The following is a 14,589-nucleotide window of genomic DNA, read 5'->3' on the forward strand; positions in this document are numbered from 1 at the left end:
CGATGGAGCGCCTGTTCCGCAGTCTGAAGTCGGATCGGGTCCCGTCAACGGATTACCTGATGGCGCGGGAGGCCCAACGGGACATCAGTCATTACCTGATGCACCGCTACAACTGGATCAGGCCGCATCAATTCAACGACGGGTTACCACCTGCGGTGGCCGAAGAAAAACTCAACCCACTGTCCGGGATGGGTTGACCACTACATCGTTGGATAGGTGCCGAGCGCCAACCCTTTCTCAGTCCCTCTCACTAGGTATTTGAGTCGCCACAGTTTCGAACCGTGGGGATTCACCTCCAGGAAGAGGCTGGCGCCGGCACTTACCTTGTAGGGACGGTCTTTGGGCTGCAGGGCTGAGAAGCCCGAGTCGTCGAGGGTTGCGCTCATTCTGGGGGAATCGTCCTTGACCGAATTCAGATCCCCCCATATATGCCCCCAAATCGATGGGCTTACAAGGGTTTGGTTGGGAATCGCAGGCAACAAAAAACCGGCCAGAGGGCCGGTTCTTCGTGGGTTTCGGGATTTCTTGGGAAGTCCTAGAAACAATGTGGTGGTGCCTCGGGAGAGACTCGAACTCTCACTCTGTCGCCAGAAACGGATTTTGAATCCGCCGCGTCTACCGATTCCGCCACCGAGGCAATGGCGGCGCAGTATAGGGAGGCGCCTACCGTTGGTCAATCGGGTTCGTGGCGGGGAAAACACATTTCCGGTAAGCTACGCGGCCTTTCGAGAGTCTCCCCATGCGTGTCGCCGATTTTCATTTCGACTTGCCCGAGGCCCTGATCGCCCGTCATCCCCTGCCTGAACGCCGCGCAAGCCGCCTGTTGGCGCTGGATGGCCCGACGGGAACCCTCGCCCACAGACAATTCGCCGATCTCCTGGACTACCTGCGTCCGGGCGACCTGATGGTGTTCAACAATACCCGGGTGATCCCGGCGCGCCTGTTCGGCCAGAAGGAGTCCGGTGGCAAGCTGGAAGTCCTGGTCGAGCGCGTGCTCGACCAGCACCGGGTGCTTGCCCACATACGCGCCAGCAAGGCGCCCAAGCCCGGTACGCGGATCCTCGTCGAAGGCGGTGGCAGCGCGGAGATGCTGCAACGCCACGACGCTCTGTTCGAACTCGCTTTCGCCGAGCCTGTGCTGCCTTTGCTGGAGCGGGTCGGGCACATGCCGTTGCCTCCCTATATCGACCGACCGGACGATGCGGCCGACCGCGAGCGCTACCAGACCGTCTACGCCCAGCGCGCCGGTGCGGTGGCGGCCCCGACCGCCGGCCTGCACTTCGATGAGGCGCTGCTCGAGGCGATCCGCGCGAAGGGGGTGGATACCGCCTTCGTTACCCTGCATGTCGGCGCCGGTACCTTCCAGCCGGTGCGTGTCGAGCGCATCGAGGACCATGTGATGCACCGCGAATGGCTGGAGGTCGGCCAGGACGTGGTGGACGCGGTTTCCGCCTGCCGGGCTCGCGGGGGCCGGGTAGTCGCCGTCGGCACCACCAGCGTGCGCTCGCTGGAAAGCGCGGCACGCGACGGTGAGCTGAAGCCCTTCAGCGGCGACACCGACATCTTCATCTACCCGGGCCGGCCGTTCCATGTGGTCGATGCCCTGGTCACCAACTTCCACCTGCCCGAATCCACCCTGCTGATGCTGGTCTCGGCCTTCGCCGGCTACCCGGAGACCATGGCCGCCTACGCCGCGGCGGTGGCGCAGGGCTATCGCTTCTTCAGTTACGGTGATGCCATGTTCATCACCCGCAATCCCGCGCCCCGCGGACCCGAGGACTGATCCATGAGCTTCATGAACTTCGAGCTGCTGGCGACCGACGGCAAGGCCCGTCGCGGCCGCCTGACCTTCCCCCGCGGCGTGGTCGAGACCCCGGCCTTCATGCCGGTGGGCACCTACGGCACGGTGAAGGGCATGTTGCCGCGCGACATCGAGGACATCGGCGCGCAGATCATCCTCGGCAACACCTTCCATCTCTGGTTGCGCCCGGGCACCGAGGTGATCCAGCGCCACGGCGACCTGCACGACTTCATGCAGTGGAAAGGCCCGATCCTCACCGATTCCGGCGGTTTCCAGGTGTTCAGCCTGGGAGCCATGCGCAAGATCAAGGAGGAGGGCGTGACCTTCGCCTCGCCGGTGGACGGCGCCAAGGTCTTCATGGGGCCGGAGGAGTCCATGGCGGTGCAACGCGCCCTGGGCTCGGACATCGTGATGATCTTCGACGAATGCACGCCGTACCCGGCCGACCATGACGTCGCCAAGCGCTCCATGGAGCTGTCGCTGCGCTGGGCCAAGCGCTCGAAGATCGCCCATGGCGATAGCCCGTCGGCGCTGTTCGGCATCGTCCAGGGCGGTATGCACGAGGACCTGCGCCTGCGCTCGCTGGATGGCTTGCAGGAGATCGGCTTCGACGGCCTGGCCATCGGTGGTTTGTCGGTGGGCGAGCCGAAGGAAGAGATGATCCGCGTGCTCGATTTCCTGCCGCCGCAGATGCCGGCCGACAAGCCGCGCTACCTGATGGGCGTGGGCAAGCCGGAAGACCTGGTGGAAGGCGTGCGCCGCGGCGTGGACATGTTCGACTGTGTGATGCCGACGCGCAATGCGCGCAACGGCCACCTGTTCGTCGACAGCGGGGTGATCAAGATCCGCAACTCGGTACACAAGCACGACGACTCCACGCTCGACCCGACCTGCGACTGTTACACCTGCAAACATTTTTCCCGCGCCTATCTGCACCACTTGGACAAGTGCGGGGAAATGCTCGGTAGCATGCTCAATACCATCCACAACTTGCGGCATTATCAGCGGGTTATGGCTGGTTTGCGCGAGGCAATCCAACAGGGTACATTGGCCGCCTTTGTCGATGCCTTCTATGCCAAGCGCGGCCTTCCCACGCCGCCGCTGGATGCCTGACTTTCCTTTATCCAACTCTATTGCTTTGTGACAGGAGTGCTACATGAGCTTTCTAATTCCCGCTGCCTACGCCGACGCAGCCGCTCCGGCAGCCGCTGGCCCGGCCGGCACCGGTTTCGAGTGGGTCTTCCTGGTCGGTTTCCTGGTCATCTTCTACCTGATGATCTGGCGTCCCCAGGCCAAGCGCGCCAAGGAACACAAGAACCTGCTGGGCAACCTGCAAAAAGGTGACGAAGTCGTCACTTCCGGCGGTATCGCCGGCAAGGTGACCAAGGTCGCCGACGATTTCGTCGTCGTCGAGGTTTCCGACAACGTCGAGCTGAAGTTCCAGAAGGCCGCGATTGCCGCGACCCTGCCGAAAGGCACCCTGAAAGCGATCTGATTTTCACCTAAACACATGACGGGGCGCGCAAGGCGCCCCGCGTCATAACGGGCGGTGTCATGCTCAACAAGTATCCTCTGTGGAAATATCTGCTGATCCTGGCGGTCCTCGCCGTCGGGTTCATCTATTCCGCACCCAACCTCTACCCGGACGACCCGGCGGTGCAGATCAGCGGCGCCAGCACGGCGCTGCAGGTCACCCAGGCCGACGTCGACCGCGCTGCCAAGGCGCTGACCGACGCCGGTATCGCGGTGAAGGCCAACAGCCTGTCGAAGAAGGGCGGCCTGATCCGCCTGGTCAAGCAGGACGACCAGCTTCCCGCCAAGGAAGTGGTGCGCCGGACCCTGGGCGACGACTACGTGGTGGCGCTGAACCTGGCCCAGACCACTCCCGAGTGGCTGCGCAAGCTGGGCGGCAGCCCAATGAAGCTCGGCCTGGACCTGTCCGGCGGCGTGCACTTCCTGCTGGAAGTGGACATGGACAAGGCGGTCGATGCCCGCCTGAAGGTCTATGAAAGCGAAGTGAAGAGCCTGCTGCGCAAGGAGCGCGTGCGCTACCGCAGCCTGCCGATCCAGGATCGCGCGATCCAGCTCGGCTTCACCGACAGCGAATCCCTGGACAAGGCGCGCAGCCTGATCGCCAAGGACTTCCGCGATTTCGAGGTCGTGCCCGAAGAGCGCAACGGCCTGCAGGTCCTGCGTGTCGCCCTGACCCAGGCCAAACTGGCGGAAATCCGCGAGTACTCCATCAAGCAGAACCTCACCACCGTCCGCAACCGGGTCAACGAGCTGGGCGTATCCGAGCCGCTGGTGCAGCGCCAGGGCGCCAATCGCATCGTGGTCGAGCTGCCGGGCGTGCAGGACACCGCGGAAGCCAAGCGAATCCTCGGCAAGACCGCTAACCTCGAATTCCGCCTGGCCGCCGAGCCGGACGCCCTGAAGTCCGCCACCGAGACCTTCGAGTTCCGCGAGCCGCGCCGTCCGCCGGTGCCGCTGGAGCGCGGGGTGATCATCACCGGCGACCAGGTCACCGACGCCAGCGCCAGTTTCGACGAGAACGGCCGCCCGCAAGTGAACATCCGCCTGGATGGCCACGGCGGCGAGCTGATGAACCGCGCCACCCGCAACAACGTCGGCCGCAGCATGGCGGTGGTGTTCATCGAGCAGAAGCCGGTGACCCGCTACACCAAGCAGATGGTCGATGGCGTCGAGAAGGAGGTCGCGGTTCCGGCGTTCAAGGAAGAGAAGCAGATCATCAGTCTGGCGACCATCCAGTCGCCGCTGGGCAACCAGTTCCGCATCACCGGCCTCGATGGCCCGGGCGAGTCCTCCGAACTGGCCCTGCTGCTGCGTGCCGGCGGCCTGGCTGCACCGATGTACTTCGCCGAAGAACGCACCATCGGCCCGAGCCTGGGGGCGGACAACATCGCCAAGGGTGTCGATGCGTCGCTCTGGGGCATGCTCTTCGTATCGCTGTTCATCATCGTCATCTACCGTTTCTTCGGCGTGATCGCCACCGTTGCGCTGGCCTTCAACATGGTCATGCTGGTGGCGCTGATGTCGGTCCTCGGCGCGACCCTGACCCTGCCGGGCATCGCCGGTATCGTGCTGACCATGGGTATGGCGGTGGACGCCAACGTGCTGATCTTCTCGCGGATACGCGAGGAGCTGGCCAACGGCATGTCGGTCCAGCGGGCGATCCACGAAGGCTTCAACCGTGCCTTCACCGCGATTCTCGACGCCAACCTGACCTCGCTGCTGGTCGGCGGCATCCTCTACGCCATGGGCACCGGCCCGGTGAAAGGATTTGCCGTGACCATGTCGCTCGGCATCATCACCTCGATGTTCACGGCCATCATGGTCACCCGCGCAATGGTCAACCTGATCTTCGGCGGGCGTGACTTCAAGAAGCTGTGGATCTAAGGGGACTGAGATGAATATCAAGATCGGTACCATCAACTTCATGGGCATCCGCAACATCGCGTTTGCCGTTACCCTGATCCTGACCGTCATCGCCCTGGGCAGCTGGTTCACCAAGGGCATCAACTTCGGCCTCGACTTCACCGGCGGTACGCTGATCGAGCTGACCTACGAACAACCGGCCGATCTCGGCAAGGTGCGCGGTCAACTGGTCGGCGCCGGCTACGAGGACGCCGTGGTGCAGAGCTTCGGCGACGCCCGCGACGTGCTGGTGCGGATGCCCAGCGAGGACCCGGAACTGGGCAAGAAGGTCGCTACCGCCTTGCAGCAGGCCGATACCGGCAACCCGGCGAACCTGAAGCGGGTCGAGTACGTCGGCCCGCAGGTGGGTGAAGAGCTGCGCGACCAGGGCGGCCTCGGCATGCTCCTGGCGCTGGGCGGCATCCTGCTGTACGTCGGCTTCCGCTTCCAGTGGAAGTTCGCCCTCGGCGCGATCCTCTCGCTGGTGCACGATGCGATCATCGTGATGGGCGTGCTGTCGTTCTTCCAGGTGACCTTCGACCTGACCGTCCTCGCCGCTGTGCTGGCGGTGGTCGGTTACTCGCTGAACGACACCATCGTGATCTTCGACCGGGTGCGCGAGAACTTCCGCGTGCTGCGCAAGGCCAGTCTGATCGAGAACCTGAACATCTCCACCAGCCAGACCCTGTTGCGCACCATCGCCACCTCGGTCTCCACGCTGCTGGCCATCGCCGCGCTGCTGTTCTTCGGCGGCGACAACCTGTTCGGTTTCTCCATCGCCCTGTTCGTCGGTGTAATGGCGGGTACCTACTCGTCGATCTACATCGCCAACGTGGTCTTGATCTGGCTGAACCTGACCAGCGAGGACCTGATCCCGCCGCAGGCCAAGGACACCGTCGACGATCGCCCCTGAGGCGCTCTGGTTCGGCACTCCGGCGCCTGCCGGTCACTCGAGGACTCCCGCTTTTGGCGGGAGTTTTCGTATCTGCGCCAACGAAACGTTTGTCGGGAGCCTGGAACTTGGTGGTTTTTGCCCAGTCCTAGGCAAGGCAAAGGGCGAACATAGCCCGCATTGGATGAAAGCCAGGAGGTACATGTGAACAAGTCGATGCTCGTCGGGGCCGTTCTGGGTGCCGTAGGCGTGACCGCAGGTGGCGCGGTAGCCACCTATAGCCTGGTGGATCGCGGTCCCGACTACGCCGAGGTCGTCGCTGTCCAGCCGGTCAAGGAAACCATCAAGACGCCGCGCCAGGTCTGCAAGGACGTGGCCGTGACCCGCCAGCGTCCGGTCAAGGACCAGCACCAGATCGCCGGTACCGCCATCGGTGCGGTGGTCGGCGGCTTGCTGGGCAACCAGATCGGCGGCGGTACCGGCAAGAAGATCGCCACCGTGGCCGGCGCCGTCGGCGGCGGCTACGCCGGCAACAAGGTGCAGGAAGGCATGCAGGAGCGTGACACCTACACCACAACCGAAACCCGCTGCAGCACCGTGCACGACAGCAGCGAGAAGGTCGTCGGCTATGACGTGAAGTACATGCTCGACGGCAAGGCCGGGCAGATCCGCATGGAGCGCGATCCGGGCAGCCAGATCCCGGTCGACAAGAATGGCCGGCTGATCCTCAGCCAGGGCGAAACGCTGCGCTGAGCCTGACTGTCGCAATGATGCACAAGGGCGCCCGCGGGCGCCCTTGTGCATTTTCATGGAGATGAAAAACCCGGCGCCAGGCCGGGTTCTTCGTCAGCGGCGGATCAGCGCTTCAGCGACGGCGGCAGGTGCGGCTGGATGGTGGTCAGCAGTGCCTTGAAGCATTTGGTGTTGCCGGCGACGATGTGACCCTTCTCGAGGAATTCGTGGCTGCCGGTGAAGTCGCTCACCAGGCCGCCGGCTTCCTGTACCAGCAGGGCGCCTGCCGCCATGTCCCATTCGGACAGGCCGAATTCCCAGAAGGCGTCGTAGCGTCCGGCGGCGACGTAGGCCAGGTCCAGACTGGCGGCGCCGGCGCGGCGGATGCCGGCGGTCTGGCCGACCAGGCTGCGGAACATGTTCAGGTAGTTGTCGAGATTGTCGATCTGGTTGTCGCGGAACGGGAACCCGGTGCCGAGCAGGGCGCCTTCCAGGCTCTTGCGGCCGCTGACGCGCAGGCGGCGACCGTTGAGGGCGGCGCCGCGACCGCGGCTGGCGGTGAATTCTTCCTGGCGTACCGGGTCGAGGACCACGGCGTGCTCCAGGCGGCCCTTGTACTTGCAGGCGATGCTCACGGCGAAGTGCGGTACGCCATGGATGAAGTTGGTGGTGCCGTCCAGCGGATCGATCACCCAGAGGTAATCGGCGCCCTCGCCGCTGCCTTCGATGAAGCCGCCTTCCTCGCCCATGATCGCGTGAGTCGGATAGGCCTTGCGCAGCGCGGCGACGATGGTCTGCTCGGCGGCGCGATCGACTTCGGTCACGTAGTCCTTGGCATCCTTCTCGTTGACCGAGATGACATCCAGGCGTTCGATGGAGCGGAAAATCAGTTCACCGGCGCTGCGAGCGGCGCGCAGGGCGATATTCAGCATAGGCTGCATGGAGAGGTCACCTGGGTCGTTAAAGAAAGCCGGCCATTCTAGCAGAAACCGATGGCGTTTGAAGGGCGACCTGTCGGCCGCATGGTATAAAGCTGACCTCTGCTGTAGGATTTCACACCCTTCAGTAACTTGGCGTTGGAGAGCATCGGCGTTGCTCGACCGTATTCGTGTGGTGTTGGTCAACACCAGTCATCCCGGCAACATCGGCGGGGCGGCCCGTGCCATGAAGAACATGGGCCTGTCGCAACTGGTGCTGGTGCAGCCGGAAAGCTTTCCCCACGGCGACGCGGTGGCGCGGGCTTCCGGCGCCACCGACATCCTCGACGCCGCAAGGGTGGTGGACACCCTGGAAGAGGCCCTGAGCGGCTGCAGCGTGGTGCTCGGCACCAGCGCCCGCGACCGGCGGATTCCCTGGCCGCTGCTGGATCCGCGCGAGTGCGCGACGACCTGCCTGGAGCACCTGGAGGCGAATGGCGAGGTGGCCCTGGTATTCGGGCGCGAATATGCGGGTTTGACCAACGAAGAATTGCAGCGCTGCCAGTTCCATGTGCATATCCCCTCCGATCCCGAGTTCGGCTCGCTGAACCTGGCGGCCGCGGTCCAGGTGCTCACCTACGAGGTGCGCATGGCGTGGCTGGCGGTCCAGGGCAAGCCGACCAAGATGGAAAAGTTCGAGTCCACCTCGATGCTCAACACCGAGCTGGTGACGGCCGACGAGCTGGAACTCTATTACGCGCATCTGGAGAGGACGCTGATCGATATCGGCTTCCTCGATCCGGAGAAGCCGCGCCACCTGATGTCGCGGTTGCGGCGCCTGTATGGGCGCAGCGCGATCAGCAAGCTGGAAATGAATATCCTGCGCGGGATCCTGACCGAAACCCAGAAGGTGGCCCGAGGCCTGTCCTACAAGCGGAGTGACGACTGATGTTCGAACGTGTGCGTGAAGATATCCAAAGCGTATTCCACCGTGATCCGGCGGCTCGCAACGCACTCGAGGTCCTCACCTGTTATCCGGGCCTGCACGCCGTCTGGCTGCATCGGCTGGCCCACGGCTTGTGGACGTCCGGCTGGAAGTGGCTGGCGCGCCTGGTGTCCAATTTCGGCCGCTGGATGACCGGCATCGAGATCCACCCGGGGGCCAGGATCGGCCGGCGCTTCTTCATCGACCACGGCATGGGCATCGTCATCGGCGAAACCGCCGAGATCGGCGACGACGTCACCCTCTACCAGGGCGTCACCCTGGGCGGTACCACCTGGAACAAGGGCAAGCGCCACCCCACCCTCGGCAACAACGTGGTGGTCGGTGCCGGTGCCAAGGTGCTCGGCCCGTTCACCGTCGGCGAGGGCGCCAAGGTCGGCTCCAATGCCGTGGTGACCAAGGAAGTCCCGCCGGGTGCCACCGTGGTCGGCATTCCCGGGCGGATCATCATGCGCGAGGATACCGAGCAGCAGGCCAAGCGCCAGGCGATGGCGGAGAAACTCGGCTTCGATGCCTACGGAGTCAGCCAGGACATGCCGGACCCGGTGGCGCGTGCCATTGGTCAGTTGCTCGATCACCTGCAGGCCGTCGACGGCCGGCTCGAGGGCATGTGCCAGGCGCTCACCGCCCTGGGGAGCGACTACTGCGCGAAGGATCTGCCGGTATTGCGCGAGGAGGATTTCGCCGGGGTCAAGGACGAGGATGGCAATCCGGCCGCGTAATGCGCGGCCGGCGGCTTTCTGCTAGCATGTAGCGCCCTGAATTTGCCTAATCCTGAGTAATTTGATCGGTCTTATAGTTGACCTAATTACTCGGATAAGAGCATAATCCGCGTCAACCCCGAATGATCCCGATGGGAAAAGCCCATGCGTCTGACCACCAAAGGCCGCTACGCCGTAACCGCCATGCTCGACCTGGCGCTGCATGCTCAGCAAGGTCCGGTCTCGCTGGCCGATATCTCCGAACGCCAAGGCATTTCCCTGTCCTATCTCGAACAGCTGTTCGCCAAGTTGCGCCGTGGCAACCTGGTGACCAGCGTGCGCGGCCCGGGCGGCGGCTACCAGCTGTCCCGCCATATGTCGGGCATCCATGTGGCGCAGGTGATCGACGCGGTCAACGAATCCGTCGACGCGACCCGCTGCCAGGGGCAGGGCGATTGCCACTCCGGCGATACCTGTCTGACCCACCACCTGTGGTGCGACCTCAGTTTGCAGATCCATGAGTTCCTCAGCGGCATCAGCCTGGCCGATCTGGTCAGCCGCCAGGAGGTCCAGGAGGTCGCGCTGCGCCAGGACGAACGCCGTTGCTCAGGCAAGACGCCTCGTCTCGACAAGATTGAAGCGTCCGCCATCGACTGAGCAGGGCGCCAGCCTGTAGGAGTTACCTGATGAAATTGCCGATCTACCTCGATTACTCCGCGACCACTCCCGTCGATCCCCGCGTCGCCCAGAAAATGAGCGAATGCCTGCTGATGGACGGCAACTTCGGCAACCCGGCTTCGCGTTCCCACGTGTTCGGCTGGAAAGCCGAGGAGGCCGTGGAGAACGCCCGTCGCCAGGTGGCCGAACTGGTCAACGCCGATCCCCGCGAGATCGTCTGGACCTCCGGCGCCACCGAGTCCGACAACCTGGCGATCAAGGGCGTCGCGCACTTCTACTCGGGCAAGGGCAAGCACATCATCACCTCGAAGATCGAGCACAAGGCGGTCCTCGACACCTGCCGCCAGCTGGAGCGCGAAGGTTTCGAAGTGACCTACCTGGAGCCGGGCGAAGATGGCCTGATCACTCCGGCACTGGTCGAGGCGGCGCTGCGTGACGACACCATCCTGGTCTCGGTCATGCACGTGAACAACGAGATCGGCACCGTCAACGACATCGCCGCCATCGGCGAGCTGACCCGCTCCCGCGGCGTGTTGTTCCACGTCGACGCCGCACAGTCGACCGGCAAGGTCGAGATCGACCTGGACAAGCTCAAGGTCGACCTGATGTCCTTCTCCGCGCACAAGACCTACGGCCCGAAAGGCATTGGCGCGCTCTACGTCCGGCGCAAGCCGCGCGTCCGCATCGAGGGTCAGATGCACGGCGGCGGCCATGAGCGCGGCATGCGTTCCGGCACCCTGGCCACCCACCAGATCGTCGGCATGGGCGAGGCGTTCCGCATCGCCAAGGAAGAAATGGCCCAGGAGAACGCCCGCGTGCTGGCGCTCCGTGACCGCTTCTTCGCGCAGATCGACGGCCTGGAAGAGCTCTACATCAACGGCAGCATGACCTCCCGCGTCCCGCACAACCTCAACGTCAGCTTCAACTACGTCGAGGGCGAGTCGCTGATCATGGCGCTCAAGGACCTCGCGGTCTCCTCCGGTTCGGCCTGTACCTCGGCGTCCCTGGAACCGTCCTACGTATTGCGCGCCCTGGGCCGCAACGACGAACTGGCGCATAGCTCCATCCGCTTCACCTTCGGTCGCTTCACCACCGAGGAAGAGATCGACTATGCCGCGAAGAAGGTGGTCGAGGCCGTTTCCAAGCTGCGCGAACTGTCGCCGCTGTGGGATATGTACAAAGAGGGCGTCGACCTGTCCCAGGTCGAATGGCAGGCGCACTGAGCGCCTCGTGCCCCGGAAAAACGTGAGGATTAGCCATGGCATATAGCGAAAAGGTCATCGACCACTACGAAAACCCGCGCAACGTCGGCAAGCTCGACGCTGCCGATCCCAACGTCGGCACCGGCATGGTCGGCGCGCCGGCCTGCGGCGACGTGATGCGCCTGCAGATCAAGGTCAACGAGCAGGGCGTGATCGAAGACGCCAAGTTCAAGACCTACGGTTGCGGTTCCGCGATCGCCTCCAGCTCCCTCGCCACCGAGTGGATGAAGGGCAAGACCCTGGACGAGGCGGAAACCATCAAGAACACCACCATCGCCGAAGAGCTGGCCCTGCCGCCGGTGAAGATCCACTGCTCCGTTCTCGCCGAAGACGCCATCAAGGCCGCCGTTCGCGACTACAAGCAGAAGAAGGGTTTGCTCTAAGCCGCTCGTGACGAGTAAGGAGTTGCAATGGCCATCAGCATGACCGAAGCCGCCGCCAAACACGTGCAGCGCTCCCTCGAGGGGCGCGGCAAGGGCGAGGGTATCCGTCTTGGCGTGCGCACCACTGGCTGTTCCGGGCTTGCCTATGTCCTCGAATTCGTCGATGAACTGGCGGCCGAGGACCTGGTCTTCGAGAGCCATGGCGTGAAGGTCATCATCGACCCGAAAAGCCTGGTCTATCTCGATGGCACCGAGCTGGACTTCACTCGCGAAGGGCTCAACGAAGGCTTCAAGTTCAACAATCCCAACGTTCGTGGCGAATGCGGCTGCGGCGAAAGCTTCAACGTCTGAGGCCGGCGTGGGTAAACCCTGTCATTTCGCCCAGTTCGACCTGCAACCGGCTTTCCTGGTCGATCTCGACGAGCTCGGCCAGCGCTATCGCGAGTTGGTGCGCAGCGTCCATCCCGACCGTTTCGCCGACGCTCCCGAGCGCGAGCAGCGTCTCGCCCTGGAACGCGCGGCGCAACTGAACGAGGCCTACCAGACCCTGAAGAGCGCTCCGCGCCGGGCCCTGTACCTGTTGACCCTGAGTGGTCACGAGTTGCCCTTGGAGGCTACGGTGCAGGATCCGGAGTTTCTCCTGCAGCAGATGCAGCTGCGCGAGGAACTGGAGGAGTTGCAGGACAGCGCCGACCTGGCCGGCGTGGCGACCTTCAAGCGTCGGCTCAAGGCCGCTCAGGCCGAGCTGGAGCGCGAGTTCGCCGCGTGCTGGGACGATGCGCAGCGCCGCGAAGAGGCCGAACGCCTGGTCCGTCGCATGCAGTTCCTCGACAAGCTCGCGCAGGAAGTGCGCCAGCTGGAAGAGCGACTCGACGATTAATCCCTGCGGCCCCCGGGTCGCACCCCATAGTTAAGACAGAGCATGGCCCTACTGCAGATCGCCGAGCCCGGTCAGAGTCCCAAGCCCCATGAGCGTCGCCTGGCGGTTGGGATCGACCTGGGTACCACCAATTCGCTGGTCGCCGCGGTGCGTAGCGGCGTCGCCGAGCCCTTGCCGGATGCGCAGGGGCGCCTGATCCTGCCTTCCGCGGTGCGTTATCACGCCGAGCGGGCGGAAGTGGGTGAGAGCGCCCGCGCGGCCGCCGCGAAGGATCCCTTCAATACCATCATTTCGGTCAAGCGTCTGATGGGGCGCGGCCTGGAGGACGTCAAGCAACTGGGCGAGCAATTGCCCTACCGCTTCCGCCAGGGCGAGTCGCACATGCCCTTCATCGAGACCGTACAGGGGCTGAAGAGTCCTGTGGAAGTCTCGGCGGACATCCTGCGTGAGCTGCGCCAGCGCGCCGAAACCACCCTCGGTGGCGAGCTGGTGGGTGCGGTGATCACCGTGCCGGCTTATTTCGACGACGCCCAGCGCCAGGCTACCAAGGATGCCGCGCGCCTGGCAGGGCTGAACGTCCTGCGCCTGCTCAACGAGCCGACCGCCGCCGCCGTGGCCTACGGCCTGGACAAGGGCGCGGAAGGCTTGGTGGCCATCTATGACCTGGGTGGTGGAACCTTCGACATTTCCATCCTGCGCCTGACCCGCGGTGTCTTCGAAGTCCTGGCCACCGGCGGCGATACGGCCCTGGGCGGCGACGACTTCGACCATGCCATCGCTGGCTGGGTGATCGAGCAGGCTGGCCTTTCTGCCGATCTGGACCCGGGCAGCCAGCGGCAGTTGCTGCAAATCGCCTGTGCGGCCAAGGAGCGTCTTACCGATGAGGCGTCGGTCCGGGTCGCCTATGGCGACTGGAGCGGCGAGCTGAGCCGGGCGACGCTCGACGAGTTGATCGAGCCGTTCGTCGCTCGCAGCCTGAAGTCCTGCCGCCGAGCGGTGCGCGACTCCGGTGTCGATCTGGAAGAAATCCGCTCTGTGGTGATGGTCGGTGGCTCGACCCGCGTGCCCCGTGTGCGCACGGCGGTTGGCGAGTTGTTCGGCTGCGAGCCGCTGACCGATATCGATCCGGACCAGGTGGTCGCCATCGGCGCGGCCATCCAGGCCGATGCCCTGGCCGGCAACAAGCGCGGCGAGGAATTGCTGCTGCTGGACGTCATTCCGCTGTCGCTCGGCCTGGAAACCATGGGCGGGCTGATGGAGAAGGTGATTCCGCGCAATACCACCATCCCGGTGGCGCGCGCCCAGGAGTTCACCACCTACAAGGACGGCCAGACGGCCATGATGATCCACGTGCTGCAGGGCGAGCGCGAGCTGGTGAAGGATTGTCGTTCGCTGGCGCGCTTCGAGCTGCGCGGCATTCCGCCGATGGTGGCGGGCGCGGCGAAAATCCGGGTGACCTTCCAGGTCGACGCCGACGGCTTGCTCGGCGTGTCCGCACGCGAACTGAGTTCCGGCGTCGAGGCCAGCATCCAGGTCAAGCCGTCCTATGGGCTGACCGACGGCGAGATCGCGCGGATGCTCAAGGACTCCTTCGACTACGCCGGCGACGACAAGGCTGCCCGCGCCCTGCGCGAACAGCAGGTCGAGGCGCAGCGGCTGCTGGAGGCCGTGCAGTCGGCGCTGGACGTCGACGGCGAGCGGCTCCTGGACGAAGAGGAGCGCCTGGCCATCGCGGCGCAGATGGACACCTTGCGTGAACTGGCCGGTGGTAGCGACACCGCGGCCATCGAGAACCAGATCAAGCGCCTGTCCCAGGTGACCGACGCTTTCGCCGCACGGCGGATGGACGCGACCGTCAAGGCCGCGCTCTCCGGCCGCCGGCTCAACGAAATCGAGGAATAAGCG

The 14,589-nt window shown here is 64.4% G+C and carries 16 protein-coding genes, 1 tRNA gene and 1 pseudogene; 15 read left to right on the forward strand and 3 right to left on the reverse strand.

Translation table 11 applies throughout. From position 1 onward, the window contains the following. Positions 1-197: pseudogene (locus tag HMPREF2914_RS32330) on the forward strand (IS3 family transposase); the annotation flags it as partial. 3 nt (positions 198-200) lie between these two features. Here the strand turns inward: HMPREF2914_RS32330 and HMPREF2914_RS33140 are convergent. After that, a complete protein-coding gene (locus HMPREF2914_RS33140) occupies positions 201-386 on the reverse strand; it encodes an Arm DNA-binding domain-containing protein (protein ID WP_023980159.1) in 186 nt (61 codons plus the stop codon). 164 nt (positions 387-550) lie between these two features. Next, positions 551-637: transfer RNA gene (locus HMPREF2914_RS07920), tRNA-Leu, on the reverse strand. A 102-nt stretch (positions 638-739) separates the two neighbouring features. Here HMPREF2914_RS07920 and queA point away from each other — a divergent pair. The 6 genes from queA to HMPREF2914_RS07950 all read left to right on the forward strand — a co-directional run bounded on the left by queA (position 740) and on the right by HMPREF2914_RS07950 (position 6,881). Next, positions 740-1,783 (forward strand): tRNA preQ1(34) S-adenosylmethionine ribosyltransferase-isomerase QueA, encoded by a 1,044-nt coding sequence (gene queA / locus HMPREF2914_RS07925; protein WP_003137849.1) that lies wholly within the window; start codon positions 740-742, stop codon positions 1,781-1,783. 12 nt (positions 1,784-1,795) lie between these two features. Continuing rightward, positions 1,796-2,914, forward strand: coding sequence for a tRNA guanosine(34) transglycosylase Tgt (gene tgt / locus HMPREF2914_RS07930; protein WP_003100607.1), 1,119 nt, complete (start codon positions 1,796-1,798; stop codon positions 2,912-2,914). Between the two features lie 43 nt (positions 2,915-2,957). Then, complete coding sequence (gene yajC / locus HMPREF2914_RS07935; RefSeq protein ID WP_003092856.1) at positions 2,958-3,296, forward strand: preprotein translocase subunit YajC; 339 nt, start codon at positions 2,958-2,960, stop codon at positions 3,294-3,296. A 59-nt stretch (positions 3,297-3,355) separates the two neighbouring features. Beyond that, entirely contained in the window at positions 3,356-5,218 is a 1,863-nt protein-coding gene (gene secD / locus HMPREF2914_RS07940; protein WP_009313449.1) for a protein translocase subunit SecD, read from the forward strand. Between the two features lie 10 nt (positions 5,219-5,228). Beyond that, positions 5,229-6,149, forward strand: a complete 921-nt coding sequence (gene secF, locus HMPREF2914_RS07945; RefSeq protein ID WP_003092852.1) for a protein translocase subunit SecF — start codon at positions 5,229-5,231, stop codon at positions 6,147-6,149. A gap of 183 nt (positions 6,150-6,332) precedes the next feature. Continuing rightward, entirely contained in the window at positions 6,333-6,881 is a 549-nt protein-coding gene (locus HMPREF2914_RS07950) for a glycine zipper 2TM domain-containing protein (protein WP_003092848.1), read from the forward strand. Positions 6,882-6,985: 104 nt separating this feature from the next. Here HMPREF2914_RS07950 and suhB read toward each other — a convergent pair whose 3' ends face one another. Then, positions 6,986-7,801: a type III secretion system regulator SuhB gene (gene suhB, locus HMPREF2914_RS07955; RefSeq protein WP_003092845.1), complete on the reverse strand. Its 816-nt coding sequence runs from the start codon at positions 7,799-7,801 to the stop codon at positions 6,986-6,988. A 151-nt stretch (positions 7,802-7,952) separates the two neighbouring features. Here suhB and trmJ point away from each other — a divergent pair, with 151 nt between their 5' ends. From trmJ to hscA, 8 genes are all read left to right on the forward strand, one after another. Continuing rightward, positions 7,953-8,726, forward strand: a complete 774-nt coding sequence (trmJ, locus tag HMPREF2914_RS07960; protein WP_023092540.1) for a tRNA (cytosine(32)/uridine(32)-2'-O)-methyltransferase TrmJ — start codon at positions 7,953-7,955, stop codon at positions 8,724-8,726. Further along, on the forward strand, positions 8,726-9,502 hold the full coding sequence (cysE, locus tag HMPREF2914_RS07965; protein WP_003092839.1) for a serine O-acetyltransferase: 777 nt from the start codon (positions 8,726-8,728) through the stop codon (positions 9,500-9,502). The genes trmJ and cysE overlap by 1 nt, the downstream gene beginning before the upstream one ends. Before the next feature lie 144 nt (positions 9,503-9,646). Then, positions 9,647-10,138 carry a Fe-S cluster assembly transcriptional regulator IscR gene (iscR, locus tag HMPREF2914_RS07970; RefSeq protein ID WP_003092836.1) on the forward strand — a complete coding sequence of 164 codons (492 nt, stop codon included), beginning with the start codon at positions 9,647-9,649 and terminating at the stop codon, positions 10,136-10,138. A 29-nt stretch (positions 10,139-10,167) separates the two neighbouring features. Then, on the forward strand, positions 10,168-11,382 hold the full coding sequence (locus tag HMPREF2914_RS07975; RefSeq protein ID WP_003092832.1) for an IscS subfamily cysteine desulfurase: 1,215 nt from the start codon (positions 10,168-10,170) through the stop codon (positions 11,380-11,382). Positions 11,383-11,417: 35 nt separating this feature from the next. Further along, positions 11,418-11,804 carry a Fe-S cluster assembly scaffold IscU gene (gene iscU, locus HMPREF2914_RS07980; protein WP_003092829.1) on the forward strand — a complete coding sequence of 129 codons (387 nt, stop codon included), beginning with the start codon at positions 11,418-11,420 and terminating at the stop codon, positions 11,802-11,804. A gap of 27 nt (positions 11,805-11,831) precedes the next feature. Further along, complete coding sequence (gene iscA, locus HMPREF2914_RS07985) at positions 11,832-12,155, forward strand: iron-sulfur cluster assembly protein IscA (protein WP_003100617.1); 324 nt, start codon at positions 11,832-11,834, stop codon at positions 12,153-12,155. Between the two features lie 7 nt (positions 12,156-12,162). Further along, positions 12,163-12,684 carry a co-chaperone HscB gene (hscB, locus tag HMPREF2914_RS07990; RefSeq protein WP_003092824.1) on the forward strand — a complete coding sequence of 174 codons (522 nt, stop codon included), beginning with the start codon at positions 12,163-12,165 and terminating at the stop codon, positions 12,682-12,684. Between the two features lie 42 nt (positions 12,685-12,726). Further along, positions 12,727-14,586 carry a Fe-S protein assembly chaperone HscA gene (hscA, locus tag HMPREF2914_RS07995; protein ID WP_003092822.1) on the forward strand — a complete coding sequence of 620 codons (1,860 nt, stop codon included), beginning with the start codon at positions 12,727-12,729 and terminating at the stop codon, positions 14,584-14,586. The last annotated feature ends 3 nt before the right edge of the window (positions 14,587-14,589 follow it).

Source organism: Pseudomonas sp. HMSC067G02 (genome assembly GCF_001813485.1).
Classification (GTDB): Bacteria; Pseudomonadota; Gammaproteobacteria; order Pseudomonadales; family Pseudomonadaceae; genus Pseudomonas; species Pseudomonas aeruginosa.